Source organism: Streptomyces sp. NPDC004539 (assembly GCF_040610055.1).
GTDB lineage: Bacteria > Actinomycetota > Actinomycetes > Streptomycetales > Streptomycetaceae > Streptomyces.
Window position 1 is genome coordinate 113,472 of the sequence record NZ_JBEXLS010000001.1, and the last position, 24,772, is coordinate 138,243.

19 protein-coding genes are annotated in these 24,772 nt (G+C 70.4%); 7 read left to right on the top strand and 12 right to left on the bottom strand.

The window, feature by feature from the left end:
- The first annotated feature begins 72 nt into the window (after window positions 1–72).
- Entirely contained in the window at window positions 73–3,207 is a 3,135-nt protein-coding gene (locus tag ABZX85_RS00560; protein WP_355861139.1) for an NACHT domain-containing protein, read from the top strand.
- 46 nt (window positions 3,208–3,253) lie between these two features.
- On the opposite strand, the gene ABZX85_RS00565 is transcribed toward ABZX85_RS00560, so the two are convergent.
- Window positions 3,254–3,445 carry an acyl-CoA carboxylase subunit epsilon gene (locus ABZX85_RS00565; RefSeq protein WP_355861141.1) on the bottom strand — a complete coding sequence of 64 codons (192 nt, stop codon included), beginning with the start codon at window positions 3,443–3,445 and terminating at the stop codon, window positions 3,254–3,256.
- A gap of 35 nt (window positions 3,446–3,480) precedes the next feature.
- Entirely contained in the window at window positions 3,481–5,064 is a 1,584-nt protein-coding gene (locus ABZX85_RS00570) for an acyl-CoA carboxylase subunit beta (RefSeq protein WP_355861143.1), read from the bottom strand.
- A gap of 286 nt (window positions 5,065–5,350) precedes the next feature.
- Between ABZX85_RS00570 and ABZX85_RS00575 the strand changes: the two genes are divergently transcribed.
- On the top strand, window positions 5,351–5,950 hold the full coding sequence (locus tag ABZX85_RS00575) for a YceI family protein (RefSeq protein ID WP_355862276.1): 600 nt from the start codon (window positions 5,351–5,353) through the stop codon (window positions 5,948–5,950).
- Window positions 5,951–6,085: 135 nt separating this feature from the next.
- Window positions 6,086–7,144 carry a Hint domain-containing protein gene (locus ABZX85_RS00580; RefSeq protein ID WP_355862278.1) on the top strand — a complete coding sequence of 353 codons (1,059 nt, stop codon included), beginning with the start codon at window positions 6,086–6,088 and terminating at the stop codon, window positions 7,142–7,144.
- Window positions 7,145–7,179: 35 nt separating this feature from the next.
- Here ABZX85_RS00580 and ABZX85_RS00585 read toward each other — a convergent pair whose 3' ends face one another.
- Window positions 7,180–8,379, bottom strand: coding sequence for a GNAT family N-acetyltransferase (locus ABZX85_RS00585; RefSeq protein ID WP_355861145.1), 1,200 nt, complete (start codon window positions 8,377–8,379; stop codon window positions 7,180–7,182).
- A 102-nt stretch (window positions 8,380–8,481) separates the two neighbouring features.
- Here ABZX85_RS00585 and ABZX85_RS00590 point away from each other — a divergent pair, with 102 nt between their 5' ends.
- Together ABZX85_RS00590 and ABZX85_RS00595 are read left to right on the top strand one after the other, a co-directional pair.
- Window positions 8,482–10,722: a tetratricopeptide repeat protein gene (locus ABZX85_RS00590; RefSeq protein ID WP_355861147.1), complete on the top strand. Its 2,241-nt coding sequence runs from the start codon at window positions 8,482–8,484 to the stop codon at window positions 10,720–10,722.
- Between the two features lie 357 nt (window positions 10,723–11,079).
- Complete coding sequence (locus ABZX85_RS00595) at window positions 11,080–11,868, top strand: serine protease (protein ID WP_355861149.1); 789 nt, start codon at window positions 11,080–11,082, stop codon at window positions 11,866–11,868.
- An 81-nt stretch (window positions 11,869–11,949) separates the two neighbouring features.
- Here ABZX85_RS00595 and ABZX85_RS00600 read toward each other — a convergent pair whose 3' ends face one another.
- From ABZX85_RS00600 to ABZX85_RS00640, 9 genes are all read right to left on the bottom strand, one after another.
- The gene (locus ABZX85_RS00600; protein WP_355861151.1) at window positions 11,950–13,281 is read right to left on the bottom strand and encodes a hypothetical protein; all 1,332 of its coding nucleotides are present in this window, start codon (window positions 13,279–13,281) and stop codon (window positions 11,950–11,952) included.
- A 121-nt stretch (window positions 13,282–13,402) separates the two neighbouring features.
- Complete coding sequence (cimA, locus tag ABZX85_RS00605) at window positions 13,403–15,004, bottom strand: citramalate synthase (RefSeq protein WP_355861153.1); 1,602 nt, start codon at window positions 15,002–15,004, stop codon at window positions 13,403–13,405.
- Between the two features lie 330 nt (window positions 15,005–15,334).
- Window positions 15,335–16,426 (bottom strand): branched-chain amino acid aminotransferase, encoded by a 1,092-nt coding sequence (locus ABZX85_RS00610; RefSeq protein WP_355861155.1) that lies wholly within the window; start codon window positions 16,424–16,426, stop codon window positions 15,335–15,337.
- Window positions 16,427–16,640: 214 nt separating this feature from the next.
- A complete protein-coding gene (locus ABZX85_RS00615) occupies window positions 16,641–17,678 on the bottom strand; it encodes a 3-isopropylmalate dehydrogenase (RefSeq protein ID WP_355861157.1) in 1,038 nt (345 codons plus the stop codon).
- A gap of 117 nt (window positions 17,679–17,795) precedes the next feature.
- On the bottom strand, window positions 17,796–17,927 hold the full coding sequence (locus ABZX85_RS00620) for a hypothetical protein (protein ID WP_010356915.1): 132 nt from the start codon (window positions 17,925–17,927) through the stop codon (window positions 17,796–17,798).
- Window positions 17,928–18,150: 223 nt separating this feature from the next.
- On the bottom strand, window positions 18,151–18,369 hold the full coding sequence (locus ABZX85_RS00625) for a hypothetical protein (protein ID WP_355861159.1): 219 nt from the start codon (window positions 18,367–18,369) through the stop codon (window positions 18,151–18,153).
- Between the two features lie 111 nt (window positions 18,370–18,480).
- Complete coding sequence (locus ABZX85_RS00630) at window positions 18,481–19,110, bottom strand: HAD-IA family hydrolase (RefSeq protein ID WP_355861161.1); 630 nt, start codon at window positions 19,108–19,110, stop codon at window positions 18,481–18,483.
- 90 nt (window positions 19,111–19,200) lie between these two features.
- Entirely contained in the window at window positions 19,201–20,832 is a 1,632-nt protein-coding gene (gene pruA, locus ABZX85_RS00635) for an L-glutamate gamma-semialdehyde dehydrogenase (protein ID WP_355861163.1), read from the bottom strand.
- A gap of 37 nt (window positions 20,833–20,869) precedes the next feature.
- Entirely contained in the window at window positions 20,870–21,796 is a 927-nt protein-coding gene (locus tag ABZX85_RS00640; RefSeq protein WP_355861164.1) for a proline dehydrogenase family protein, read from the bottom strand.
- A 106-nt stretch (window positions 21,797–21,902) separates the two neighbouring features.
- Between ABZX85_RS00640 and ABZX85_RS00645 the strand changes: the two genes are divergently transcribed.
- Both ABZX85_RS00645 and ABZX85_RS00650 read left to right on the top strand, forming a co-directional pair.
- Window positions 21,903–23,141: a helix-turn-helix domain-containing protein gene (locus tag ABZX85_RS00645; RefSeq protein WP_355861166.1), complete on the top strand. Its 1,239-nt coding sequence runs from the start codon at window positions 21,903–21,905 to the stop codon at window positions 23,139–23,141.
- 97 nt (window positions 23,142–23,238) lie between these two features.
- Window positions 23,239–24,741 carry an ABC transporter substrate-binding protein gene (locus ABZX85_RS00650; RefSeq protein WP_355861168.1) on the top strand — a complete coding sequence of 501 codons (1,503 nt, stop codon included), beginning with the start codon at window positions 23,239–23,241 and terminating at the stop codon, window positions 24,739–24,741.
- Window positions 24,742–24,772: the final 31 nt, after the last annotated feature.

A 24,772-nucleotide genomic window follows, 5' to 3' on the forward strand; every position in this document is an offset into this window, starting at 1 on the left:
CTCGTTCCGTTCCGCCGGAAAGGGCCCCTTCGTCGTACCCCCCTGTCACACTCGGTCCGGGGGGGTACGGGGATGAGTGTCGAAGTGGCCGCGGTGCGGCTCGGGCAGACGGTCGCGACGAGTGCCGTACGGCTGTGGCTCGGCGGTCGCCGGTCGGAGCAGGAACGCCGGGCCGGGATGGGGGAGTTGATCCGGCTCCGGGTGCCCGGGCTGCGGGCCCGGCGGAGTGTGGAGCGGCAGTTCGAGGAGATCGCGGACGCGGTGGCGGCGCGCGTGGAGCCGCTGCTGGCCCACGAGTTCGCGGGGCTCGCGGAGAACGAACGGCTGGCCGCGGTGGCGGCGGTGACAGACACCTTCACCCGCGCCGACCTCTCCGACGCGTCGGTGTTCGAGTCGGACGCGGACCCGGTGGAGCTGGAGCGGCGGATTCGCCGGGAGACCCCGCGGCCGGCGGGGCTCGGTGAGGCCGCCGAGCGGTACTACGACACGGTGTTCGCGGAGTGCTGCGACTGCTACGTACGCATCCTGCGGCGATTGCCGGTCTTCACGGAGCGCGCGGTGGGTGAACTCCTCTCCCGCACCACGTCGTTGGGGACGGAGCTGGCCCGGGTGCTGGAGCGGCTGCCGGCCCGGTCGCTGTACGCGCCGGACGGGTCGGACGAGGACGGCGGGTTCCTGCGGGAGTACCTGGAGCTGGTGAGCCGCTCGCTGGACGAGGTCGAGTTGTTCCAGGTCACCTCGGAGCAGCCGCCGCGTACGAAGCTGTCGGTGGCGTACGTCAGTCTGCGGGCCTCCGGGGACGAGGGTGTCCGGCGCCGTCCGCTGCCTCGCTACGGGCTTCGGGACTGGCAGGAGTCCGAGGGGACCGGCATGCGGGTGGAGGCCGCGCTCGCCGGTTCCTCCCGGGTGCTGCTGCGCGGCGAGGCGGGGTCCGGGAAGACGACCCTGATGCAGTGGCTGGCGGTCATGGCGGCGCGGGGAGGTTTCGCCGGTTCCCTCGACGGCTGGAACGGCCTGATCCCCGTCCTGGTGAAGCTGCGCCGTTACGCGGGCCGGCCGCTGCCCGCCCCCGAGGCGCTCCTGGACGGCGTCGCCGGTCCGCTCACCGGGCACATGCCGCGCGGCTGGGTGGACCGTGCGCTGCGGGACGGGCGGGTGCTGTTGCTCGTCGACGGGGTGGACGAACTCCTCGCCGACGAACGCCGGGGTGTGCGGGAGTGGTTGCGGGGGCTGCTGCTCGCCTACCCCGGTGTGCGGACCATCGTCACGTCGCGGCCGTCCGCCGCCCGCACGGACTGGCTGCGGGCGGAGGGGTTCGGCTCGTTCCAGCTGGACCGGATGGCGCCGGCCGACCTCACCGCGTTCGTACGGCAGTGGCATCGGGCCGTGCGGGAGCAGGGGGACGGGTTGCCGTGTCCGGTGGAGGAACTGCCGTCGTACGAGCGGGCGTTGCTGACAAGTCTGCGGGACCGGCCGCATCTGCGGTCCCTCGCCGCGAACCCGCTGCTCGCCGCGCTGATCTGCGCGCTGCATCTGGTGAAGGGGGACCGACTCCCCCGCAACCGGATGGAGTTGTACGCCATCGCGCTGGAGACACTGGTCCAGCGGCGGGACGCGGACCGGCGGGTGCCGAGCGCGCTGGCCTCGCCGCTCGGGCTGCCGGACAAGCTGTGCGTGCTGCGGAATCTCGCCTGGCGGCTGTCCGACAACAACCGTACGGAGATCGGGGTGGAGCAGGCCGTTCGGTACGTCTCCGCCCGGCTCTCCTCGATGCGGCATCTGGACGGGGAGCCGGGCGCCGCCGTCCTGGACCATCTGGTCGCCCGGTCCGGTGTGCTGCGGTCCCCCGTCGAGGGTCGCGTCGACTTCCTCCACCGCACCTTTCAGGAGTACCTCGCGGCTCAGGACGCGGCCGACGAGGACAACATGGGCAACCTCGTCGGGCGTGCGCATCTCGATCTGTGGCGGGAGACGATCGTGATGGCGGCCGGGCACGGGAACCTGGCTCAGCGGCGGGAGTTGATCGCCGGCATCCTCGACCGCGCGGACCGGGAACCCCGGCACCGACGGCGGTTACGGCTCCTCGCCGCGTCCTGTCTGGAGACGATGAGCAGGGTGCCGGACGAGGTCTCGGGGAGGCTGGATGCGGCGGTGCAGGCCCTGTTGCCGCCTCGGCGGGAGTCGGAGGCGGTGTCGTTGGCGGGGGTGGGTCCCGCGTTGGTGGCTCATCTGCCGGAGACGCTGGAGGGGTTGACGCCGAAGGCCGCTCGGCAGACGGTTCGGGCTGCGGCGTTGGTGGGGGGTGCGGGGGCGTTGGGGCGGTTGGCGGGGTATGCGGATGGCGGGGTTCATGAGGAACTGGTCGATGCGTGGGAGTACTTCGATGCCGGGGAGTATGCGGACAGGGTGCTGGCGAGGCTCCCCTTGGACACGACCTGGCTGAGGGTTCGGCATCCGGCGCAGTGGTCGGCGCTGACACGGCTCCGGCAGGCACGTCGTGTCGACATCAGTTACCCGTTCACGAGCGGGTTGCGGGCCACTGAGGAACTCGGTGAGCTGGAGACGCTCTGGATGCCGCATCTGGTCGGGGAGAACGACTTCTCCCCGCTGCGGAATCGCACGTCTCTACAGAACCTCGTGCTGTGCTGCGACGACGCCCTCCCGCTGGTGGACACACGGCCTCTGGACGGCTTGACGGGCCTGACCAACCTCCAGTTGGAGGCGTGGGGCTCGCTTCCCGCTCTGGAGGAGATCACGCTGCCGGAAGGGCTGACGGGGCTGGGGCTGGGCATGTTCGCCCCTGGCACCGACCTCGGTCCGCTGGTCGCGCGAGGCCGCTGGCATTGGCTGGTGCTCCAGGGCACGGGTGCTCCCCGCGGACTGGACGACCTGGAGTCCCTGTCCGAACTGAACGGCCTCGAACTGCATCACTTCGACCTCGGCCAGTGGCTGCCCGCTCTCGCCTCTGTCCCCTGGCTCCACAACCTCGGCCTCTACAACTGCCGTCTGCCCGCCGATCTGTCTCCCCTGGGGTCGCTGCGCGACCTGCGGAAACTGGACCTGACTCACAGCCGAACGCTCGACGGCTCAGTCCCCGCCCTGGCTCCCCTGGCCCGAACTCCTGGTCAGCCTCGGCTGGTTGTCGAGGTCGACCGAGGCGCACCCCGCCCCACCGACATCCCCGGCGTCCAGGTCAGATACCGCTGACGGCCCCGCCCTCCCGAACAGGAGGACAGGGCCGTCGAAGCTCAGCTCAGCGCCAACTGTGCGGCGCCCGGAAGCCGTTCTCGCGTTCCAGGCGGCGCCAGCCGGCCTTGACGCGGCCTCGGTGGGCCGGGGACTCGGCGGGGCGGGCGGCGGCGCGGGCGAGGAGGATCGCCGTGATGGCGGCGACTTCCTCGGGCTCGGCGTTGCCCTTTTCGACGCGGATGTCTGCGGTGGTCATAAGTCTCAGTCTCCGTGAGAGAGGTTTCCGCAGGGTTACTGCGGGGGGTTGCCGTGCTTGCGGGACGGCAGGTCGGCGTGCTTGGACTGGAGCATCTGGAGGGACTTGATCAGCACCTCGCGGGTCTCCGCGGGGTCGATCACGTCGTCGACGAGGCCGCGCTCCGCCGCGTAGTACGGGTGCATCAGCTCGGCCTTGTACTCCTTGACCATGCGCGCGCGCATCGCCTCGGGGTCCTCGGCGCCGGCGATCTGGCGCCGGAAGATGACGTTCGCGGCGCCTTCCGCGCCCATGACGGCGATCTCGTTGGTGGGCCAGGCGTAGGTGAGGTCCGCGCCGATGGACTGGCTGTCCATGACGATGTAGGCACCGCCGTACGCCTTGCGCAGGATCAGCGAGATACGGGGGACCGTGGCGTTGCAGTACGCGTACAGGAGCTTCGCGCCGTGGCGGATGATGCCGCCGTGCTCCTGGTCGACACCGGGGAGGAAGCCCGGTACGTCCAGGAAAGTAACGATCGGGATGTTGAAAGCGTCGCACATCTGGACGAAGCGCGCAGCTTTTTCGGACGCCTCGATGTCGAGGACGCCGGCGAGGGTCTGGGGCTGGTTGGCGACGATGCCGACGACCTGGCCGTCGAGGCGGGCCAGCGCGCAGATGATGTTGCGGGCCCAGCGCTCGTGGATCTCGACGTAGTCGCCGTCGTCGACGATCTCCTCGATGACCTTGGTCATGTCGTACGGCCGGTTCCCGTCGGCCGGGACGAGGTCGAGGAGGACGTCGCTGCGGCGGTCGACCGGGTCCGTGGACTCGGTGTGCGGCGGGTTCTCGCGGTTGTTCTGCGGGAGGAGCGAGAGGAGGTAGCGGACCTCCGCGATGCAGGTCTCCTCGTCGTCGTACGCGAAGTGACAGACACCGCTCGTCTCCGCGTGGACGTCCGCGCCGCCCAGGCCGTTCTGGGTGATCTCCTCGCCGGTGACCGCCTTCACGACGTCCGGGCCGGTGATGAACATCTGCGACGTCTCACGGACCATGAACACGAAGTCGGTGAGGGCGGGGCTGTAGGCCGCGCCGCCCGCGCACGGGCCCAGCATCACCGAGATCTGCGGGATCACCCCCGACGCCTTCGTGTTGCGCTGGAAGATCCCGCCGTACCCGGCCAGCGCCGAGACGCCCTCCTGGATACGCGCGCCCGCCCCGTCGTTCAGGGAGACCAGGGGCGCGCCCGCCGCGATGGCCATGTCCATGATCTTGTGGATCTTCGTGGCGTGGGCCTCGCCCAGCGCCCCGCCGAAGATCCGGAAGTCGTGCGCGTACACGAAGACCGTACGGCCCTCGACCGTCCCCCAGCCCGTGATGACACCGTCGGTGTACGGCTTCTTCGCCTCCAGGCCGAAACCGACCGCCCGGTGCCGGCGCAGCTGCTCGACCTCCTGGAAGGAACCCGGGTCCAGCAGCAGCCCGATGCGCTCGCGGGCCGTCAGCTTGCCCTTCGCGTGCTGCGCCTCGGTCGCCTTCTCACTCGGACCCGCCACCGCACGCGCACGGATCTCGTGCAGCTCGGCCACGCGGCCCCGCGCGTCCGTGGGTTCACCCGTCGCTTCTTCCAAAACGGTCATGTAGCGACCTTACGAAGCGCGCCAAGCATTCCGAGACGTCGACTCCGTACAGTCTCCGGCCCGTTTTCCTGGTACCCCTGAACATAAGCGGGGGCGGGTGCACGGCTTCCGACTGCTCAGGGGGGCTCGGCGTTGTCGAGGCTCCACAAAGGCGCGGCGTGAGACGCGGGTCACACGGGTGCGGTCAGTGGAGTGACACGGGTGAGCTTATCCCCCTTCTTGAGGCGATCTTCAGCGACCGAGAGTAGCTTCGTCAGCACGGTAAGGAAGTTGAATGGAGGACCTGATGGGCATCTTCGGCCGCAAGAACGACGACGGTTCCGAGACCCCGGCGACGGGCGCGGACCTGGCCACCCTGACCGGCGACTACACGATCGACCAGGCGCACTCGACGTTCGGCTTCACCGCGCGGCACGCGATGGTGACGAACGTGAAGGGCAAGTTCGACGAGTTCAGCGGGGAGCTGCATCTCGACGGCTCGGACCCCTCGGCGTCCACCGCCTCCATCGACATCGTGATGGACAGCATCGACACCGGCTCCGCCGACCGGGACGGGCACCTGAAGAGCGCGGACTTCTTCAAGACGGAGGAGTTCCCGGCGATGACGTTCCGCTCGACGAAGGCGGAGTCGCTCGGCGGGGACGACTACCGCGTCACCGGCGATCTGACGATCCTCGGCACGACCCGGCCGATCAGCATCGACCTGGAGTTCAACGGCGCCGCGAAGGACCCGTTCGGCAACGAGCGCGTCGGGTTCGAGGGCAAGGCGGAGATCCTCCGCTCGGACTGGGGGATCACCTGGAACGCCGCGCTGGAGACGGGCGGAGTCCTGGTGTCCGACAAGATCAAGCTGAACTTCGACATCTCCGCGATCAAGAAGAGCTGAGAGTCGATCACTCCGGCGGTCCCCCGGGGCAGTTTCTGTCTATTCCTGGCAATCGGAACCAACTAGGACTTCCCGTCCGTATTCCGGGCATCACCCAGGCTCGGAAACACGGCTCCGGGAGGCGCGTTGAGCAAGATGACAGGACCGCAGATCTACCCCGGCGCGGACCGCGGCCACTGGTACCAGACGAAGTACGGCGGCAGTCGGATGGAGGTCAACGTCGTCGTCCTGCACACGACGGAGGGCCGCAACCTCCCCGACTACCAGGGCGGCGCCTCCGCCCCCAACCTCACGGCGCTGCCCGACCTGGCGGCGAAGAAGCTCCGCTGGTACCAGCACTTCCAGATCGACGTCTCCTCGCGGGCCCTGGTGAACGCCCCGGGCGGCGTGCAGACGAACACGCTGAACGTGTGCCAGGTCGAGCTGGTCGGCACCTGCGATCCCGACATCCACAGCAAGTGGAAGGGCAACAGCACCCCGCACCTCTACTGGCCGCAGGCCCCCGAGTGGGCGCTGCGCGAGGTCGCCCGCTTCCTGTCCTGGATGCACACCGAGCACGGCGTCCCCCTGCGCGGCCCGTCGGTGTGGCCCGCGTACCCCGCCTCGGCCGGCAACAGGAGCGGCCAGCGCATGAGTTTCGACCGCTGGAACGGCTTCCGGGGTGTCTGCGGCCACATGCACGTCCCCGAGAACTGCGTCCACCCCGACACCCCGGTCCTGCGCGCCGACCTCACCTGGCAGCGCGCCGGCGACCTCCGCGTGGGCGACGAGATCGTGTCGTTCGACGAATCGGGAGCCCGCGCCTTCCGCCCCGGCACCGTCACCCACAACGAACCCGGCGTGAAGGACTCCTGCCGGATCACCACCGCCGACACCGAGATCACCGCCTCGTACGACCATCCCTGGCTGGTCCGCGAGGACGGCCGGGTCCGCTGGGTCCCCAGCAAGGAGCTCTCCCCCTTCCGCCACCGCATCCTGCGCACACGGCCCGCGAGCGGCTGGGAGGGCGCCCCGGTCACCGGCTCGGCCGACACCGCCGTCCTCGGTGTCGAGCACATCGGTGAGCAGCCGGTCGCGTCGCTGTCGACGAGCACGCGGACGTACGTCGCGGACGGGCTGCTCTGTCACAACACCCATGGCGATCCCGGGGCGATCGACTTCGAGACGCTGATCGGGTTCGCCAAGGGGGCGTGAGCGAGGGGCGTGGGAGAAGAGGGGACTTCGGGGTTCTAGAACCAGTGGAGGCAGTGCGGAGAGCGGTCGGTGCGGAACAGGGCGTCGGCGAGGGCAGCCGCGTCCGGGTGGTGTGCCTGGACGCGGCCCGCGCGGACGAGCGTGCCGGGGGTGGTGCCGCCGAGGAGGACAGAGCCCAAGTCGCTGATGTCCAGGGAGAGATCGGGCGCCCGGTCCGTCGTCACGCACTCGGGCTTGCCGTCGGTGACGGTCAGCAGCCAGCGCTCCCGCTCCCCCAGGAACGGGTCGTCGACGTCGAGCACCAGCTCGCCGTCCGTGGACCAGCTCCGTGAGGTCAGGGCGCGCGGGACGTCGAGGACGCGGACCCAGAGCCAGTCCATGTGGTTGCCGTTCTCGGCGGCCCGGAAGTCCTCGAACCGCCAGCGCAGGGGGTGGTCCGGCGGGAGGTGCTTGAGGACGACCTTCTCGACGAGGTCGTGGTCGAGGACATGGCGGGCGAGGACGGCGAAGACCTCGTCGTCGCCGGTGATCGTCTCGTCGACCGTCAGCGTGCCGCTCTCCAGCGAGTAGCTGGCGTAGCCGTCGGGGGTGCCGTCCTCGTCGCGGTGGACGGCGATGTAGCGGGGGGCCGGGGCGATCGGGGGCTGGCCGCCGCGTGTGGTCCACCAGTGCTCGGGGCGGGAGAGGGCGCCGGGCCGGGCGCGGCGGTAGCGGTCGTACACCTCCCGCATGATCTCCACGCAGTCGTCCCGGCGCAGGACCTCGACCGTGCCCTTCGCCGTGTGCGGGCGGGCGAAGGCCGACCGGTGGCGGGGGACGGTCAGTTCGTGGGTGTAGGTCGCCGGGCCGTAGCCGAACCTGCGGTAGATCAGGGCCTCCGAGCAGAGGAGGACGGCGAGGGCGTCGCCGCGCTCGCGGATCTCCGTGAGCTGGTGGCGCATCAGCGCGGTGAGGGCGCCCCGGCGGCGGTGCGTGGGCAGGACGCCGACGGCGGTGACGCCCGAGACCGGTATCGACGTCTCGCCGGGGAGGGTGAGTTCGAAGGTGTACGCGCCGGCCGTGCCGACCGGCTTCCCGTCGTCCGTCACGGCGAACAGGTTGCGGTCCCTCTCGTTGGCCGCCCACCACACTCCCCCGCCGTCCTCCGCGGGCGTCCCCGGGAAGAGGCCGAAGGCCGTGTGCATGGTGGTGATGAAGAGGTCGTACTCCTCGGTGGCGGCGGAGCGGATACGCATGAGTGAGAACGCCTTCCCAGGGGGTGTCGGTCCGGTCAGGGTGCCGTGGCGGTACGGGTGGAGGTCAAGCCAATTACCGTGCGCGGGCGGCAGTATGGGGGGATGCGCGGGGATCACATCGATTTTCGGGGTGGGACGTTCTACGGGCCGGTGTACGGCAAGGTCGAGGGCGGTGTCCCGGCCGGACCGGTGTCGACGCTGCCGGGCGCGCCCGCCGGGTTCACCGGGCGGGCGGCCGAAGTCGCCGCCGTACTGGGGGCGTTGGAGCGGGACCGGGTCGTCTCGGTGTCCGGGCTCGCCGGGGTCGGGAAGACCGCACTCGCCGTGGCCGTGGCGCATGAGGCTCGGGGGCGGGGGATGTTTCCCGGGGGTGTGCTGTTCGTCGATCTCCGGGGGTACGACGAGGTTCCGGTGAGTCCGGAGCAGGCGGTGTCGTCGCTCCTGGGGGTGCCGGACGGGGACTTCGCCCGCTACCGGAACGAACTCGCCTCCCGGGACGCGGTGTTGGTGGTGCTGGACAACGCGGGCGGGAGCGAGCAGGTGGTGCCGTTGTTCCCCGGGGAGGGGGTGGGACATCGGGTGCTGGTGACGTCCCGGGATGTGCTGGATTCGCTGCCCGTGCGGTCGGTCGTGGTCGAGGCGTTGTCGGTGGAGGCGGCTTGCGGGTTGGTGGAGCGGGGGCTGGAGGGGGATGTTCGGGTACGTGAAGAAGGCTCTGCCGTACGGGAGTTGGTGGACGTCTGTGGTCGGTTGCCATTGGCGTTGGTGATCGTGAGTGCGGTGTTGCGGCGGCGGAGAGGGCTGGGGGTCGGGGAGTTGGTGGTGGAGTTGCGGGAGGCGGGGGATCGGGTCGGGGTGTTCGTCGCGGACGGGGTGGATCAGTACGGACGGTCGCTGGTGTTGCGGCCGGTCTTCGATGCGATGTACCGGAGGCTGGGGGAGGAATCCGCGCGGGTGTTCCGGAGGTTGGGGGTGGCGCCGGGGGCGGTGATCGACTCCGTCGCGGGCCAGATGCTGGGTGGGGTGGTGGGGAGGGAGTGGTCGGCGGCTGCCGATGATCTGGTGGCGGCTTCGTTGTTGGGGGTGCCGGCGGAGGGGCGAGGGTGGGAGATGCATGACCTGGTGCGGCTGTACGCGGGGTCGTTGATGTCGGAGGGGGAGGCGAGGGAGGCGAAGGTGAGGCTGCTGACCTCTTATGTCGGTCGGCTCTCGGCTGCCCATCTGATGCTCAAGGGTTCCGACCGGCCTGATGAGCTGGCGGCGCTCATGTGGTTCGAGGCCGACCGGGTGGGAATCCTGAACGCGGTGCGGTGGGCCGAGGACGATGACCGGCAGACGGCTCTTCTCGCGCTGAGGACGGCGCTCGTCCTCCTCCCCCAGCTCAGCTCTCGCCGCGCCTTCGGGGACATGCTCGACGTGTCGACGCTCGCGCGGGACACCGCTCGCCGTCTGGGTGCCGTCGAGTACGAGGCGAGCGCGGTCAGCGGTGTCGCCGCCGCGCTGCTCGATCAGCACCGGTTCGCGGAGGCGCTCGAAGTCTCGCGCCGGTCTCTGGAGTTGTACGAGCGCGTCGGCGACAGCGAGGGGCAGTTCGGCGCGTGGAGCAACATCGCGGTGGCCCTGCTCCGACTGGACCGGCCCGATGAGGCGTTCAGCGCCCGCACCGAGGCTTTCATCCACGCCTCACACCTGGAGGACCCCTCGTACGCGGCCATGGCTCGCGCTCGGCTGGCTGCGGCGCTCTTCGAGAGCGGACCGTCGGAAGAGGTGTGCGGCGTCCTCTGCCAAGCGGTCGCCGAACTCGACGCGCTCGGACTGCGAGAGGAGTTGGCGGAACCGCTCTTCAATCTGGGGCAGGCGCTGCGGGGTCTCGGACGGCATGACGAGGCGTTGATCCATGTCGTCCGCTCCCTGAAACTCAACGGCGAATTCAACAACTGGCGTGAGAAAGCGAGTACCTGGGGTGTCATCGGCGTGATCCACCGCGATCTCGGCCGACCCCACGAGGCGTTGCGCGCGTTCTCCCGTTCCCTGGCGTGGAGCAGGCTGTTCGTGGACAAGCGCCAGGCCGCGCTGTCCTGGTGCGGCCTCGGTGTGACCCTGACCGTCCTCAGACGGTTCCGCGAAGCGGCGGACGCGTTCCGCACGGCGGGCGAACTCAGCGCGTCCCTCGGGGATTGGGCCATCCACGGCGAGACCCACTTCAACTTGGCCGTGCCTCTCCGCAAACTGCGCCGCAAACGGGAGGCTCGCGCCGCGTTCCGTTCCGCCGCCGAAGCCTACGAACGCGCCGGCATGCCCGAAGAGGCCGCCAGGGCAAGGGAATTGGCTGGGGACGCGTAATCCGGTTCCGCCGGACGAGGTACGGCTCGATCTGAAGTGCGGACCCGGTTGGGGTCGGTTCGAGGTGTTCGTCACGGCGTGTACGCTGCGCCTCCTCGGGCTGCGTCCCGATCAGGCGCCGGTCGCCAACTCCCCTTCTCCGCCTGGTCGGTGGCATGCCGTCGGGGAGAGGTACGCGGCCAGGAGAGGGCCGTTGGCCTGAATCCCGCCTCTCCCCCGGCTCGATCCCACCCCTTGCGCGAACACTTACCGTTTTCTCATAATCCACCGAAAGATCTTTGACGTGCCCACGCCAGAGATCGGTACCCGTTGCAGGTCCGTCAAGCTCCAACCCCCCTCACGGAAGGCAACACAACGGTGAAGAAGCTCGTCACGCTGGCCAAGAGATGTATCGCCGCCGCCGCGGTCACCCTCGCGGTGGTCAGCCTCCAGCCCCTCTCCACGGCGACCGCCGCCCCCGCGCCCGTCGTCGGCGGAACCCGCGCCGCGCAGGGTGAGTTCCCGTTCATGGTCCGGCTCTCCATGGGCTGCGGCGGCTCCCTGTACACGTCCCAGATCGTGCTGACCGCCGCGCACTGCGTGAGCGGGACCGGCGCGAACACGAGCATCACGGCGACCGCGGGTGTCGTGGACCTCCAGTCCACCACCGGCCGCCAGCAGGTCCGTTCGACGTACGTCTACCGCGCGCCCGGCTACAACGGCACCGGCAAGGACTGGGCGCTGATCAAGCTCGCGTCCCCGATCACCGGCCTCGCCACGCTGCCGATCGCGACCACCACGGCCAACAACTCGGGGACGTTCACCGTCGCCGGCTGGGGTGCGGCCGTCGAGGGCGGGGCCCAGCAGCGGTACATGCTGAAGGCGACCGTGCCGTTCATCTCCGACGCGACCTGCCGCGCGTACGGCGGGCTCTACAGCGGCCTGGTCCCCAGTGAGGAGATCTGCGCCGGGTACGCCTCCGGTGGTGTCGACACCTGCCAGGGCGACTCCGGTGGCCCGATGTTCCGCCGTGACTCCGCCAACGCCTGGATTCAGGTCGGCATCGTGAGCTGGGGCGACGGCTGCGCCCAGCCGAACGCGCCCGGCGTCTACACCGAGGTCTCCACGTTCGCCTCGGCGATCGCCGCGGCGGCCCGCACCCTCTGACGCCGGCCGCGTCACCCTCGTAGCTCTCGACAACCCCCGGGACGGTTCCCGGGGGTTGTCGCGTCCCGGGCCGCGCCCGCTTCAGAAGTCCCCGCCGAAGTCCCCTCCCCCGCCCCCGAGATCACCCCCGCCGTCCCCGAACCCGCCCCCGAAGTCACCGGGGTTGAAGTCGGCGCCGGAGAAGTCGCCGCCGCCGTACCCCTGTTCACCGGAGGTGCCGAAGTCGGACGCGTACGACGGGGTCGTCAGCAGGCCGCCCAGCATCGTGCCGACGAGGAGGCCGGGGAGGAGGCCGCCGCCGAAGTAGCCGCCGGCCCAGGGGCCGTAGGCAGGGCCGGCCTCCCAGTAGGGGCGGCGGCCGTAGTCGCTGTCGACCTCCCGGATCACCGGGTCGCGGCCGTCCGCGAGGCGGGTGGCGTCGGCCGCGCAGACCGGGACCTGGCGCGGGGCGCCGCCCGGCGGGGTCCAGTTCGCGTCGGTCGTCGAGGGGCCGTGGCGGGGGTCGAAGAAGCAGGGCGGGCGGCGTTCGGGGAGGGGACGGCCCTCTCTGCGGGCCGCGAGCTGGGCCAGCGAGAAGCGGCCGTCCTCCAGCGCCCGGGTGACCGCGCTGACGTCGTCCGGCCTCGTCGCCGCCGCCATCGCCGACTTCGCCGTGTCGTACGCGTCCAGCGCGCGTTCGTAGTCGGCGCGCATCGCGTCGTCCGCGCCGTTCTCCGCCGGGTGGAAGTCCAGGCGGTCCAGCTCCTCGCCGAACGCGGTGATGTCCTCGTCGACGACGACCCGGAGGCGGTCCAGCGCGGCCTGCCGCTCCTGCTCCTTGCGGCGCCTGGTGCGGCGTACGAGGAGGTAGGCGCCGCCGCCCGCCGCGGCGAGGACTCCGCCCGCCGTGACAAGTCCCGCCGTCGAGACACCGCCGTCGTCCGGGGAGCCCCAGGTCGCCGGGGCCCTGCCGCTCATGTTCGTGAGGGCACGGGTGGTGAAGTCGGTGAGCTGGGTACCGGCCTCGGCCGTCCCGCGCACGCTCTGTACGAGATTGGCGACCGCCGTTCCCGGCAGGACCCGGGAGTCCGCCTTCGCGTCGAACCTCGTTCCCAGCCGGATCGCGTACAGACCCGTGATCCCCGTGGCCGTACGGAGGTTCTGGAACAGGGACGCGGTCGGATAATCCGCCGGGAGGACCGCGACGAACAGCGGCTTGTCCGCGTTCTCGATCCGGTCCGCGAGAGCGCGTTCGTCCTGGCCGGAGAGCTGGTCGCGGGCCGCCGGGTCCACGTAGACGGGGTTCTCCCGCAGCGCCTGCGCGATCGTCGTCAGGCTCGTGGCCGTCGCCGATCTCGCCGGTGGGGCGTTCGCCGGCAGCAGCACCAGGACCGCCGAGGCCAGCCCCAGGAGGACCGCGGCTTTGACCTTCATGGTTTCGACGCTACCCGAATATCGGACAAAGGGGGTGGGGAGCCGGGGGCAGCGCCGCCGTGGGGCCCTTGTGGGGCCGGGGCGAGGACCTTGTGGGCCGGGTTCCGTCGTGCGGAGGGTGTTACTCGGCCGGGGTCACACCCGCGCGGAGCAGGCCGTACGTGTACGCGTCCTCCAGGGCCTGCCAGGAGGCGGCGATGACGTTGGCCGCCACGCCCACCGTCTGCCATTCGCCGGTGCCGTCGGTCGTGGAGATGAGGACGCGGGTGGTGGACTGGGTGCCGTGGACGCCCTCCAGGATGCGGACCTTGTAGTCGACCAGTTCGAGCTTGGCGAGCTGGGGGTAGATCTTTTCGAGGGCTACCCGCAGGGCCCGGTCGAGGGCGTTGACGGGGCCGTTGCCCTCGGCCGTCGCGACGATGCGCTCGCCCTTCGCCCAGAGTTTGACGGTGGCCTCGTTGGCGTGGCTGCCGTCGGGGCGGTCCTCGACGATCGCCCGCCAGGACTCGACCTCGAAGTAGCGCAGGGCGCTGCCCTTGACCTCGGCGCGCAGGAGGAGTTCGAAGCTGGCGTCGGCCGCTTCGTACGTGTAGCCCTTCAGTTCGCGTTCCTTGACGCGGGCCACCACCCGGCCGACCAGTTCGCGGTCGCCGCCGAGGTCGACGCCGAGTTCCTTGCCCTTCAGCTCCACCGAGGCGCGGCCGGCCATGTCGGAGACCAGCATGCGCATGCTGTTGCCGACGAGGGCGGGGTCGGTGTGCTGGTACAGGTCGGGGTCGACCTTGATCGCGGAGGCGTGCAGGCCCGCCTTGTGCGCGAACGCGGAGACGCCGACGTAGGGCTGGTGCGTGGAGGGGGTGAGGTTGACGACCTCGGCGATCGCGTGCGAGATGCGGGTCATCTCGCGGAGCTTGCCCTCGGGGAGGACCTGCTTGCCGTACTTCAGTTCCAGGGCGGCGACGACAGGGAAGAGGTTGGCGTTGCCGACGCGCTCGCCGTAGCCGTTCGCCGTGCACTGGACGTGCGTCGCGCCCGCGTCGACCGCCGCGAGGGTGTTGGCGACCGCGCAGCCGGTGTCGTCCTGGGCGTGGATGCCGAGGCGGGCGCCGGTGTCCGCGAGGACCGTCGTGACGACGGCCTGGATCTGGGCGGGGAGCATGCCGCCGTTGGTGTCGCAGAGGATGACGACGTCGGCGCCGGCGTCGCTCGCGGCGCGGACGACCGCCTTGGCGTACTCGGGGTTCGCGCGGTAGCCGTCGAAGAAGTGCTCGCAGTCCACGAAGACGCGGCGGCCCTGCGCCTTGAGGTGGGCGACCGTGTCTCGGACCATCTCCAGGTTCTCGTCGAGCGTCGTGCGCAGGGCGAGTTCCACGTGGCGGTCGTGGGACTTCGCGACGAGGGTGATGACCGGGGCGCCGGAGTCGAGGAGGGCCTTGACCTGGGGGTCCTCCGCCGCCTTCGCGTTCGCGCGGCGGGTGGCGCCGAAGGCGACGAGCTGCGCGTGCTTGAACGTGATCTCCTGCTGGGCGCGCGCGAAGAACTCCGTGTCCCTCGGGTTGGCGCCGGGCCAGCCGCCCTCGATGAAGCCGACGCCGAAGTCGTCCAGGTGGCGGGCGATGGCCAGCTTGTCAGCGACGGTGAGGTTGATGCCCTCGCGTTGGGCGCCGTCTCGGAGGGTGGTGTCGAAGACGTGGAACGAGTCGTCGGTGTCGGTGGCGGTCATGGTCGGGGGCTCCTCGATGCGGGTCGCGTGCTTCCTGGAAAACGAAAAGACCCCTCGCGGGTGCGAGAGGTCTGCGCGGGTCGCTGTGCGGCTTGCTCAGCTATGACCGGCGCTTGATGCTAATAATCGTGACGTTTGAGGGCACGGGGCAGTCTTACACGGGATTCGGGTGGGGGTGGGGGGTGTCTCAGTATGCGGGAGGGGTGGGGGGCGTCTAATCGTCTGCCTGGTGGAGACTTGTGGGCGGGTGCGGGTGCGTTGTGGCTTGTCGCGCAGTTCCCCGCGCCCCTAAAAGACTAAAGACAGACCAGTACCCGCCCACTTCAAAAGTCACCCTTCGATCTTGTGCATCCAGCCGTGCTTGTCCTGCGTCGTCCCCCGCTGGATGTTCAGCAGCGCCTCACGCAGCTTCAAGGTGACCTCGCCCGGCTCGCCGCCGGACTGCTGCCATTCCTTGCCCTCGCGCTTGACCGTGCCGACCGGGGTGATGACCGCTGCCGTGCCGCAGGCGAAGACTTCGGTGAGGGTGCCGTTCTCCGTGTCCTGCTGCCACTGGTCGATGGAGACGCGGGCTTCTTCGGAGGTGTAGCCGAGGTCTCGGGCGACCTGGAGGAGGGAGTTGCGGGTGACGCCCTCCAGGATGGAGCCCGTGAGGGTGGGGGTGACGATCTTGTCGCCGTAGACGAAGTAGAGGTTCATGCCGCCCAGTTCCTCGACCCACTTGTGCTCGACGGCGTCGAGGTAGCAGACCTGGTCGCAGCCCTTGGCGGCGGCCTCGGCCTGGGCGAGGAGGGAGGCCGCGTAGTTGCCGCCGGTCTTCGCGTCGCCCATGCCGCCGGGGACGGCGCGGACGCGGTCCTCGGAGAGCCAGATGGAGACGGGCTTGACGCCGCCGGGGAAGTACGCGCCGGCCGGGGAGGCGATGACGAGGAAGAGGTACTCGTTGGCCGGCTTGACGCCGAGGCCGACCTCCGTGGCGATCATGAAGGGGCGCAGGTAGAGGGATTCCTCGCCGCCGTGCGCCGGGACCCATGCCTCGTCCTGGCGGACCAGCGCGTCGCACGCCTCGATGAACGTCTCGACCGGCAGCTCGGGCATGCCGAGGCGGTGCGCGGACGACTGGAACCGCTTCGCGTTCTTCTCCGGCCGGAAGACCGCGACCGAGCCGTCGGGCTGGCGGTACGCCTTGAGGCCCTCGAAGATCTCCTGCGCGTAGTGCAGGACGGTCGTCGCCGGGTCGAGGGAGAGCGGGCCGTACGGGACGAGCTGGCCGTCGTGCCAGCCGCGGCCCTCGGTCCAGCGGATCGTCACCATGTGATCGGTGAAGTGGCGGCCGAAGCCGGGGTTCTTCAGGATGGCCTCGCGGTCGGCGGCGGCCAGCGGGCTGGCGGACGGCTTGAGCTCGATCGTGGGCGTCGTCATGAGTGGTTGTCCTTCACCGGTTGTAGTGACGGCCGCGCACACCGTCGTACGGCACTCCCGGATTTCGCGGCTTCACGTTCGATTATCGCGCGGACGCCGGCGGCTCGGGAGAAACGGGGTGATTGCGGCTGGAGTAGATGCTGTCACCCGGCGGAGGAATGGCGAAAGCCGCCGGGCGCGAGGTGTGCGACCCGACGGCTTCGGCAGCGCGGGCCTATCCGGCTACGCGTACGGCGAGGGCGTCGCCGATCTCGGAGGTCGTGCGGGTGCCGGTGCGCTCCGTGAGGTCGGCGCTGACCGCGTCCTCGACGCGGGCCGCCTCCGCCTCGTAGCCGAGGTGGCGCAGGAGCAGGGCGACGGAGAGGACCGTGGCGGTGGGGTCGGCCTTGCCCTGGCCGGCGATGTCGGGGGCCGAGCCGTGGACGGGCTCGAACATCGACGGGAAGTCGCCCGAGGGGTTGATGTTCCCGGACGCCGCGACGCCGATGCCGCCGGAGACGGCCGCGGCGAGGTCGGTGATGATGTCGCCGAAGAGGTTGTCGGTGACGATGACGTCGAAGCGGGCGGGGTCGGTGACGAGGTAGATCGTCGCCGCGTCGACGTGGATGTAGTCGGTGGTGACCTCGGGGAACTCGGTGGCCACCTGGTTGAAGATGTTCGTCCAGAGGTGGCCGGCGAAGGTCAGCACGTTGTTCTTGTGGACCAGCGTGAGCTTCTTGCGCGGGCGGGCCTGGGCGCGGGCGAACGCGTCGCGGACGACCCGCTCGACGCCGAACGCGGTGTTGACGGAGACCTCGGTGGCGACCTCGTGGGGCGTGCCCTTGCGGATCGTGCCGCCGTTGCCCGTGTACGGGCCTTCCGTGCCCTCGCGGACGACGACGAAGTCGATCTCGGGCTGGCCGGCGAGGGGGGTCGCGACGCCGGGGAGGAGCTTCGACGGACGCAGGTTGACGTGGTGGTCGAAGGCGAAGCGGAGCTTCAGGAGGAAGCCGCGCTCCAGGACGCCGGAGGGGACGCTGGGGTCGCCGATCGCGCCCAGCAGGATGGCGTCGTGGTTCTTGAGGGAGTCGAGGTCGGCGTCGGTGAGGGTCTCACCGGTGGCGTGGTAGCGCTTGGCGCCGAAGTCGTACTCCGTCGTCTCCAGCTTCACGTCCTCCGGGAGGACGGCGGAGAGGATCTTGAGGCCCTCGGCCACGACTTCCTGCCCGATGCCGTCACCGGGGATCACTGCGAGATCGATGCTGCGAGACATGTCGGCAGCCTAGCCCCGGGTCCCAGGGGGTGACACGGGGCGTCCGCGATACGGACACCCCGTGTCTACCAGGATGCGGCTCCCGGTGACTCGGCGGCCGGTCTCGGCGACCCGGTCTCAGTGGCCGGTCTCGCCGCCGTTGTCCCGGCGGTCGAGGGCCCGCTGGAGGGCGGCTGCGGCGTTCTTGCGGTCGTTCTCGCTGGTACGGGACACGTGGCGGACTCGGCGGCGGACGGTCGTCTCGGCCATGGGTGATCGGCTCCTTCTTCACCAAGGGGGAGGGGTACGAGACGCCGGTCGGGCGGGGAGCTGCGGACCCGCAGGGGTGGCTGCGTCAGGGTCCGGCTCGCGTCCGCCTTCGCTTGGTCGAGCGAGACGTTCGGCTCCTACAAAGTTACGGGCGCGGAGCGCCGTTGTCTGCACAGTTACTCGGACTTCCTACTATCTGAGACGGCACCGCCCCGACCTGCGGCTACGCACTGTGCGTCGCCCCCCTGATCGTCCGCCACCGCCGCATGAAGAACCACAGGTAGCCGACCTCGGCACCCACCGCGTACACCAGCACCCCCAGCAGGTCCCCCGCGAAGGACCCGTACGGGTACCCCATGTGCGTGCCGGACGACACGAGCCGCCCCTCCCACTCCAGGTACTGGCCGCCGAGGTGCGCGTTGATCTGGTGCTCGACCTTCATGACACCAGCCAGATCAGCAGGCTCGCCTTGGCCGCGCCCGGCACGAAGACCAGGCAGGCGGGGATCAGCACCCCGTTGGGGAGGCTGGGTCTTCCCTGGAGGTTCTGTCCGTCATCCCCTGATGATGTCCAGCAGTTCCTGCGGCATCACCCCGGAAGAGGCTGAGAACGAGTACGTCAGAGTGCGGAAGCCGGCGGAGCGGGCGCGGGTGATGTTGCGGGGGCGGTCCTCGACGATGAGGGTCGTCGCGGGGTCGACGTGGCGGGCCGCGCGCTCGAAGAGGCCCTCGCCCGGGGTGCCTTTGGAGACGCCCTCGCGGCAGGAGAGGAGGACGAGGGTGGGGTCGATCCACTTGTCGAGGCGGAGGCGGCCGGACTGTTTGGCGTACCAGAACGTGGTGTTGTTGGAGACGATGCCGATACGGCGGTCCGCGGCGGCGGAGAGCATCGTCTCGGCAGCCGGGTTGGCGAGGAGGAGTTCCTCCTCCAACTCCCGTATCAGGAACGGGGAGACGGGCTGGCCCAGGCGGCGGGAGAGGGCCTTCCAGTAGTCCTGCTCGTTGGTCTCCGTGAGGCTGAAGCGGTGCCACAGCTTGCGGCCCGTCTCGGCGACCTTCTCGCGGTCGAGGCCCAACCGGTCGGCGAGGCCGGTGCGTTCGGTGAGGAGAAGCGTCTCCCACGGGTCGCGGAAGAGGACGTCACCGAGGTCGAAGAGGACGGTGGACACCGGCTCCTGGCTCATCTGGTGTGCCTTCCCTCAAGGATGGTCGGCCATGCGTGCCGGTGGTCCGGGGTGCGTGACGCTAGCACGAGCCGCGCACCCCGGGGCACTTCACCCCATGTGGGGATACGTGTAGTCCGTCGGCGCGACCAGCGTCTCCTTGATGGCTCGCGTCAGCGTCCAGCGGGTGAGGTTCTGCGGGGCGCCGGCCTTGTCGTTGGTGCCGGAGGCCCGCCCGCCGCCGAAGGGCTGCTGGCCGACGACGGCGCCGGTGGACTTGTCGTTGATGTAGAAGTTCCCGGCGGCGTACCGGAGTTCGGCCATGGTGCGGGCCGCCGCCGCGCGGTCGCCGGCGATGACGGAACCGGTGAGCGCGTAGTCGGAGACCGACTCCATCTGCTTCAGCATCGCGTCGTACGCGTCGTCCTCGTAGACGTGCACGGCGAGGAACGGGCCGAAGTACTCCGTGCGGAACACCTCGTTGGCGGGGTCGGTGCACTCGACGACCGTCGGACGGACGAACCAGCCGACGGAGTCGTCGTAGGTGCCGCCCGCGACGATCGTGCACGTCGGGTCCTGCTTCGCGCGGTCGATCGCGGCCTTGTTCTTGGCGAAGGCGCGTTCGTCGATGACGGCGCCGATGAAGTGGGAGAGGTCGGTGACGTCGCCCATCGCGATGCCGTCGACCTCGGCGGCGAACTCCTCGCGGAAACCGTCGTTCCAGATGGAGGCAGGAATGTAGGCGCGGGAGGTGGCGCTGCACTTCTGGCCCTGGTACTCGAACGCGCCCCGCGTGAGCGCCGTCTTGAGGACCGCGCGGTCGGCGCTGGGGTGGGCGACGACGAAGTCCTTGCCGCCGGTCTCGCCGACGATGCGCGGGTACGAGCGGTACTTCTCGATGTTGGCGCCGACCGTCTTCCATAGGTACTGGAAGGTCCTGGTGGAGCCGGTGAAGTGGATGCCCGCCAAGTCGCGGTGTTCCAGGGCGACTTCGGAGACGGCGAGGCCGTCGCCGGTGACGAGGTTGATGACGCCCTTGGGGAGACCGGCCTCTTCGAGGAGCCGCATGAGGAGGACGGCGGCGTGGGTCTGCGTCGGGGACGGCTTCCACACCACGACGTTGCCCATCAGCGCGGGGGCCGTCGGCAGATTGCCCGCGATCGCGGTGAAGTTGAAGGGGGTGATCGCGTAGACGAACCCTTCGAGAGGGCGGTGGTCGAGGCGGTTCCAGACGCCCGGGGAGTTCGCCGGGGGCTGTTCGGCGAGGATCTGGCGGGCGTAGTGGACGTTGAAGCGCCAGAAGTCGACGAGTTCGCAGGGGCTGTCGATCTCGGCCTGCTGGACGGTCTTCGACTGGCCCAGCATCGTCGAGGCGGCGATCGTCTCCCGCCAGGGGCCGGCGAGGAGTTCGGCGGCGCGCAGGATGATCGCGGCACGGTCGTCGAAGGACATCGCCCGCCACGCCGGCGCGGCGGCGAGGGCCGCGTCGATCGCGTCCCGGGCGTCCTGCTGGGTCGCGTTGCGGTAAGTCCCCAGCACAGCACGGTGATTGTGCGGCTGGACCACCTCGAAGGCGTCCCCGCCCCCCATCCGCCGCTCCCCGCCGATCGTGCACGGCAGATCGATCGGACCGTCCGCCAGCTCCTTCAACTTCGCTTCCAGCCGGGCCCGTTCGGGCGACCCGGGGGCGTAACCCCGCACCGGCTCGTTGACGGGGGTGGGGACCTGGGTCACAGCGTCCATGAACAACTCCCTTGTGGATATGGGTACTTGGTCAACGTCAGTGCTTGGTGAGCGTCGAGCGCGCGAAGAAGCGCAGGTTCGCCGGCTTCTCGGCAAGGCGTCTCATGAAGTAGCCGTACCAGTCGGTCCCGTACGCCGTGTAGACGCGCATCCGGTGGCCCTCGGCGGCCAGGCGGAGGTGTTCCTCGCTGCGGATGCCGTAGAGCATCTGGAACTCGTACTCGTCGGGCTTGCGGTGGGCGCGGTGGGCGAGTTCCTGGGCGATGGAGATCAGGCGGGGGTCGTGGGAGCCGACCATGGGGTAGCAGTCGCCGTTCATCAGGACGCGCAGGATGCGGACGTACGCCTTGTCGATCTCGTGTTTCTGCTGGTGGGCGACTTCGGCGGGCTCTTTGTAGGCGCCCTTGACGAGGCGGACGCGGCTGCCGCTCGCGGCGAGGCGGCGGGCGTCGGACTCGGTGCGGAACAGGTACGCCTGGAGGACGCAGCCGGTCTTGGGGAAGTCGCGGCGCAGGTCGGCGTGGATCGCGAGCATCGAGTCGAGGGTGGTGTGGTCCTCGGCGTCCAGCGTCACCGTCGTACCGATCGCGTCGGCGGCCTCGACGACCCGGCGGACGTTGCGCAGGGCCAGGTCGTGCCCGCCTTCGAGTGCCTGGCCGAACATCGACAGCTTGACGGATACCTCGACCTTCTCGCCGAGCCCCAGCTCGCCGAGCCGCTCGATCAGCAGCAGGTACGCGTCGCGCGCGGCCGTCGCCTGCTCGGGGGTGGTGATGTCCTCGCCGACGACGTCCATCGTCAGCTCCAGCCCCTTCGAGGTGAGGTCGACGACGATCGGTACGACGTCGTCGACCGTCTCCCCGGGGATGAACCGGTCGACGACCTGCCTGGTCACCGGGGCGGCCGTCACCAGCCGGCGCATCCGGTCGCTGCGCGAGGCGGCGAGAATCACGGGACCCAGCACGGGGCACCTCCACAGACATGAGCACCAAGTCACCGTGAACCTAAGGATCTCTCCGATCGTGGGCCATCGACAGGTGTCACGCATCCGTGGTGGGGATCTCAGACAGATGTATGAAACAGCGCCTCCGGTGGCGCAGAATGTCCCGGTGACACCGGATTATCAGGACCTCGTGGACGAGATCTCCGGCCTCCTCGGCGCCCCCGCGACCCTGGAGAACCGGGACTTCGAACTGATCGCGTTCGGCGTGTACGACAGCGACGCCGACCTGGACGCCTCCGCGCTGGACCCGGTCCGCGCCCGCTCGATCCTCACGCGGCGCTCGACGGCCGCCGTACGCGAGTGGTTCGAGGGGTTCGGGATCACCCGCGCGAGCGGGCCCGTCCGGATTCCGCCGACCCCGGAGGCCGGGGTGCACCGGGGCCGGATCTGCCTCCCCGTCCGCCATCGGAACGTCGTCCTCGGCTACGTCTGGCTGCTGGACTCCGACGCGCTAGACGACGCCCGGCTGGCGGCGGCCATGGAGGTGACGGCCCGGATCGGGGTGCTCCTCGGGGACGAGGCGCAGCACGGGGCGGATCTGAGCCGGGAGCTGCGGGCGGTGCTGGGCGCGGGGGCCGGCTGGCAGCGGGACATGGCGGTCGCCGAGCTGCGGACGGCGGTCGGCGACCGGGCGGACGGTCCGTGCGTGGTGGTGTGCGTGACGCCGTGGCCGGGCGAGGTGCCGTCGGTGCGGATGGTGCCGGGGGCGGTGGCGCTGTGCGGGGTGGAGGGGGGCGGGGCGGCTGCGAGGGGGGCGGCCCCGGACTCGTACGGAACGCGGGACGCGGCCTCCCACGGGGCCCCGTCCGGTGTCCCCGTACCGCGCCGGGCCCTGGCCGTCCTGCTGCGCCCGCTCCCCCGCGTCGACGTCGGCGCGCGGCTGCTGGAGCGGGCCGGGGCGGGGGCCGTCGCCGGGGTGTCCGTCGCCCGGGAGGGGCTGGAGGAGGTGGCGGTCTCGTGGGCGGAGGCGTCGGCCGCGGCGCGCGCCGCGCTCGCCGCGCCCCGGCTGGGGCCGGTCGCGGAGTGGGAGCGGATCGGGGCGTACCGGCTGCTGACGTCACTGGGGCCGGTCGAGGACCCGGCGGTCGCCCCGCTGCTCTCCCCCGCCCACCGGGAGCTGGCCCGGACCGCCGAGGTGTACCTGGACCACGCGGGCCAGGCGGGACGGACGGCGGCGGCGCTCGGCATCCACCGGCAGACGCTGTACTACCGCCTGTCGCGGGTGGAGCAGTTGACGGGGCTGGATCTGGACGACGGGGAGGACCGGTTGTTGCTGCACATGGTGTTGAAGGGGGCGCGGTTGTAAGGGCGCGGTCGGCGAGAAGGTGACTGTTGAAAACGATTGTCATCGTGCTACGGTCTGGTCGACTCTGCCTTGACCACCCCTTTACCCGGAGGGCTCCGTGCGCCTGCCCGCTCGCCGTCTGATACCCGCCACCGCCCTCACGGCGGCCTCGACGCTGCTCGTCTCGGGGTGCTTCACGGGGTCGTCCGACGCGAGCGGGGACGGCGGGAAGCGCGTCCGTGTCGCGATGATGCAGCCGCCGAGGTCGGGGCTCTCGCCGCTGTCGGACGACGCGTTCAAGCTGTCCCGCTGGTCCACGGCGGAGACGCTCGTGAAACTGGACGCGGACGGCGACGCGCAGCCCTCGCTGGCCACCAAGTGGACGCGGTCCGGGAAGAGTTGGACGTTCGCCCTGCGCACCGGGGTCACCTTCCACGACGGTACGGCGCTGGACGCCCCGGCGGTCGTCCGCGCGCTGACCAGGGCCGCCACCGCCTCCCCCAAGCCCCGCATCCTGGACGGCGTGGACCTCACCGTGACGGCCTCCGGCTCCGGCTCCGGTGACAACGTCGTCATCACGACCACCGACGAGGACCCCCTCCTCCCCCAGCGTCTCAGCTCCCCCCAGCTGTCGATCCTCGCGGCGAAGGCGTACACCGGAAAGACGGTGAACCCCGTCGGCGCCGGCACCGGCCCCTTCGAGCTGGTCTCGGTGAACGGCACTTCGTCCGCCGCCCTCGACCGGTACGACGGCTACTGGGGCACCAAGGCCAAGTCCCCCGGTATCGACGTGAAGTTCGTCCCGGACGGCACGGCACGCGCCGCCGCCCTGCGCAGCGGCGAGGCGGACATCGTGGAGGCGGTCCCGGTCTCCCAGGCGGCCCTGCTCGACGAGAAGCTGATCACCGAAGTCCCGATGCCCCGCACCAACACCCTTTATCTGAACACCTCTTCGGGGCCCTTCAAGGACCCCGCCCTGCGGGCCGCCGCCCGGCAGTCGATCGACGCGCAGTCGATCGTGAAGGGCGTGTACGAGGGCCGCGCGGACGTCGCCCAGGGGCTGCTCGGCCCCGCGCTCCCGTGGGCCGCCCGGCTCCGCAAGCCGGTGACGCGGGTGGCGGCCGGTCAGCCGAAGGGCACGAGCATCACCATCGGGACGTTCACCGACCGCGCCGAGCTGCCCGAGGTCGCCGCGACGCTCCAACAGCAGCTCCAGAAGGCCGGGTTCAAGGTCAGGCTGGAGGTGCGGGAGTACTCGGCGATCGAAGCGGACGCGCTGGCCGGGAAGTTCGACGCGTTCATCCTCTCCCGGGCGACCGTCCTCGACTCCGGCGACCCGGCCGCGTACCTGTACAGCGACTTCGCGTCCGACGGCTCCTTCAACATCGCCCAGCTCAAGAGCCCTTCCGTGGACGCCGCGTTGAAGAAGGCCGGGGCCCAGCCGACCGGCGACGCCCGGCGGGCCGCGATCATCGCCGGGGAGGCTGCCGTCCTGGCGACGGACGCGGCCGTACCGATGCTGCACGAGCGGGTCATCCAGGGGGACGCGGCCGGGGTGGTCGACGCGGCGCACGACCCGCGCGAGCGGGAGCTGGTCACGGCGGGCACGTACGTCAAGTGAAGCGGTTCGCACCGGACTCGCGGTTCGGCTC

What these genes read in the sequence shown, in the direction of transcription:
- ABZX85_RS00565 (WP_355861141.1), bottom strand. Translation starts at nt 3,445, where the DNA reads ATGACCACCGCAGACATCCGCGTCGAAAAGGGCAACGCCGAGCCCGAG.
- cimA (WP_355861153.1), bottom strand. Translation starts at nt 15,004, where the DNA reads ATGACCGCCACCGACACCGACGACTCGTTCCACGTCTTCGACACCACC.
- ABZX85_RS00590 (WP_355861147.1), top strand. Translation starts at nt 8,482, where the DNA reads ATGCGCGGGGATCACATCGATTTTCGGGGTGGGACGTTCTACGGGCCG.
- ABZX85_RS00585 (WP_355861145.1), bottom strand. Translation starts at nt 8,379, where the DNA reads ATGCGTATCCGCTCCGCCGCCACCGAGGAGTACGACCTCTTCATCACC.
- ABZX85_RS00560 (WP_355861139.1), top strand. Translation starts at nt 73, where the DNA reads ATGAGTGTCGAAGTGGCCGCGGTGCGGCTCGGGCAGACGGTCGCGACG.
- ABZX85_RS00615 (WP_355861157.1), bottom strand. Translation starts at nt 17,678, where the DNA reads ATGTCTCGCAGCATCGATCTCGCAGTGATCCCCGGTGACGGCATCGGG.
- ABZX85_RS00580 (WP_355862278.1), top strand. Translation starts at nt 6,086, where the DNA reads ATGACAGGACCGCAGATCTACCCCGGCGCGGACCGCGGCCACTGGTAC.
- ABZX85_RS00620 (WP_010356915.1), bottom strand. Translation starts at nt 17,927, where the DNA reads ATGGCCGAGACGACCGTCCGCCGCCGAGTCCGCCACGTGTCCCGTACC.
- ABZX85_RS00630 (WP_355861161.1), bottom strand. Translation starts at nt 19,110, where the DNA reads ATGAGCCAGGAGCCGGTGTCCACCGTCCTCTTCGACCTCGGTGACGTC.
- ABZX85_RS00625 (WP_355861159.1), bottom strand. Translation starts at nt 18,369, where the DNA reads ATGAAGGTCGAGCACCAGATCAACGCGCACCTCGGCGGCCAGTACCTG.
- pruA (WP_355861163.1), bottom strand. Translation starts at nt 20,832, where the DNA reads ATGGACGCTGTGACCCAGGTCCCCACCCCCGTCAACGAGCCGGTGCGG.
- ABZX85_RS00570 (WP_355861143.1), bottom strand. Translation starts at nt 5,064, where the DNA reads ATGACCGTTTTGGAAGAAGCGACGGGTGAACCCACGGACGCGCGGGGC.
- ABZX85_RS00610 (WP_355861155.1), bottom strand. Translation starts at nt 16,426, where the DNA reads ATGACGACGCCCACGATCGAGCTCAAGCCGTCCGCCAGCCCGCTGGCC.
- ABZX85_RS00600 (WP_355861151.1), bottom strand. Translation starts at nt 13,281, where the DNA reads ATGAAGGTCAAAGCCGCGGTCCTCCTGGGGCTGGCCTCGGCGGTCCTG.
- ABZX85_RS00645 (WP_355861166.1), top strand. Translation starts at nt 21,903, where the DNA reads ATGTATGAAACAGCGCCTCCGGTGGCGCAGAATGTCCCGGTGACACCG.
- ABZX85_RS00575 (WP_355862276.1), top strand. Translation starts at nt 5,351, where the DNA reads ATGGGCATCTTCGGCCGCAAGAACGACGACGGTTCCGAGACCCCGGCG.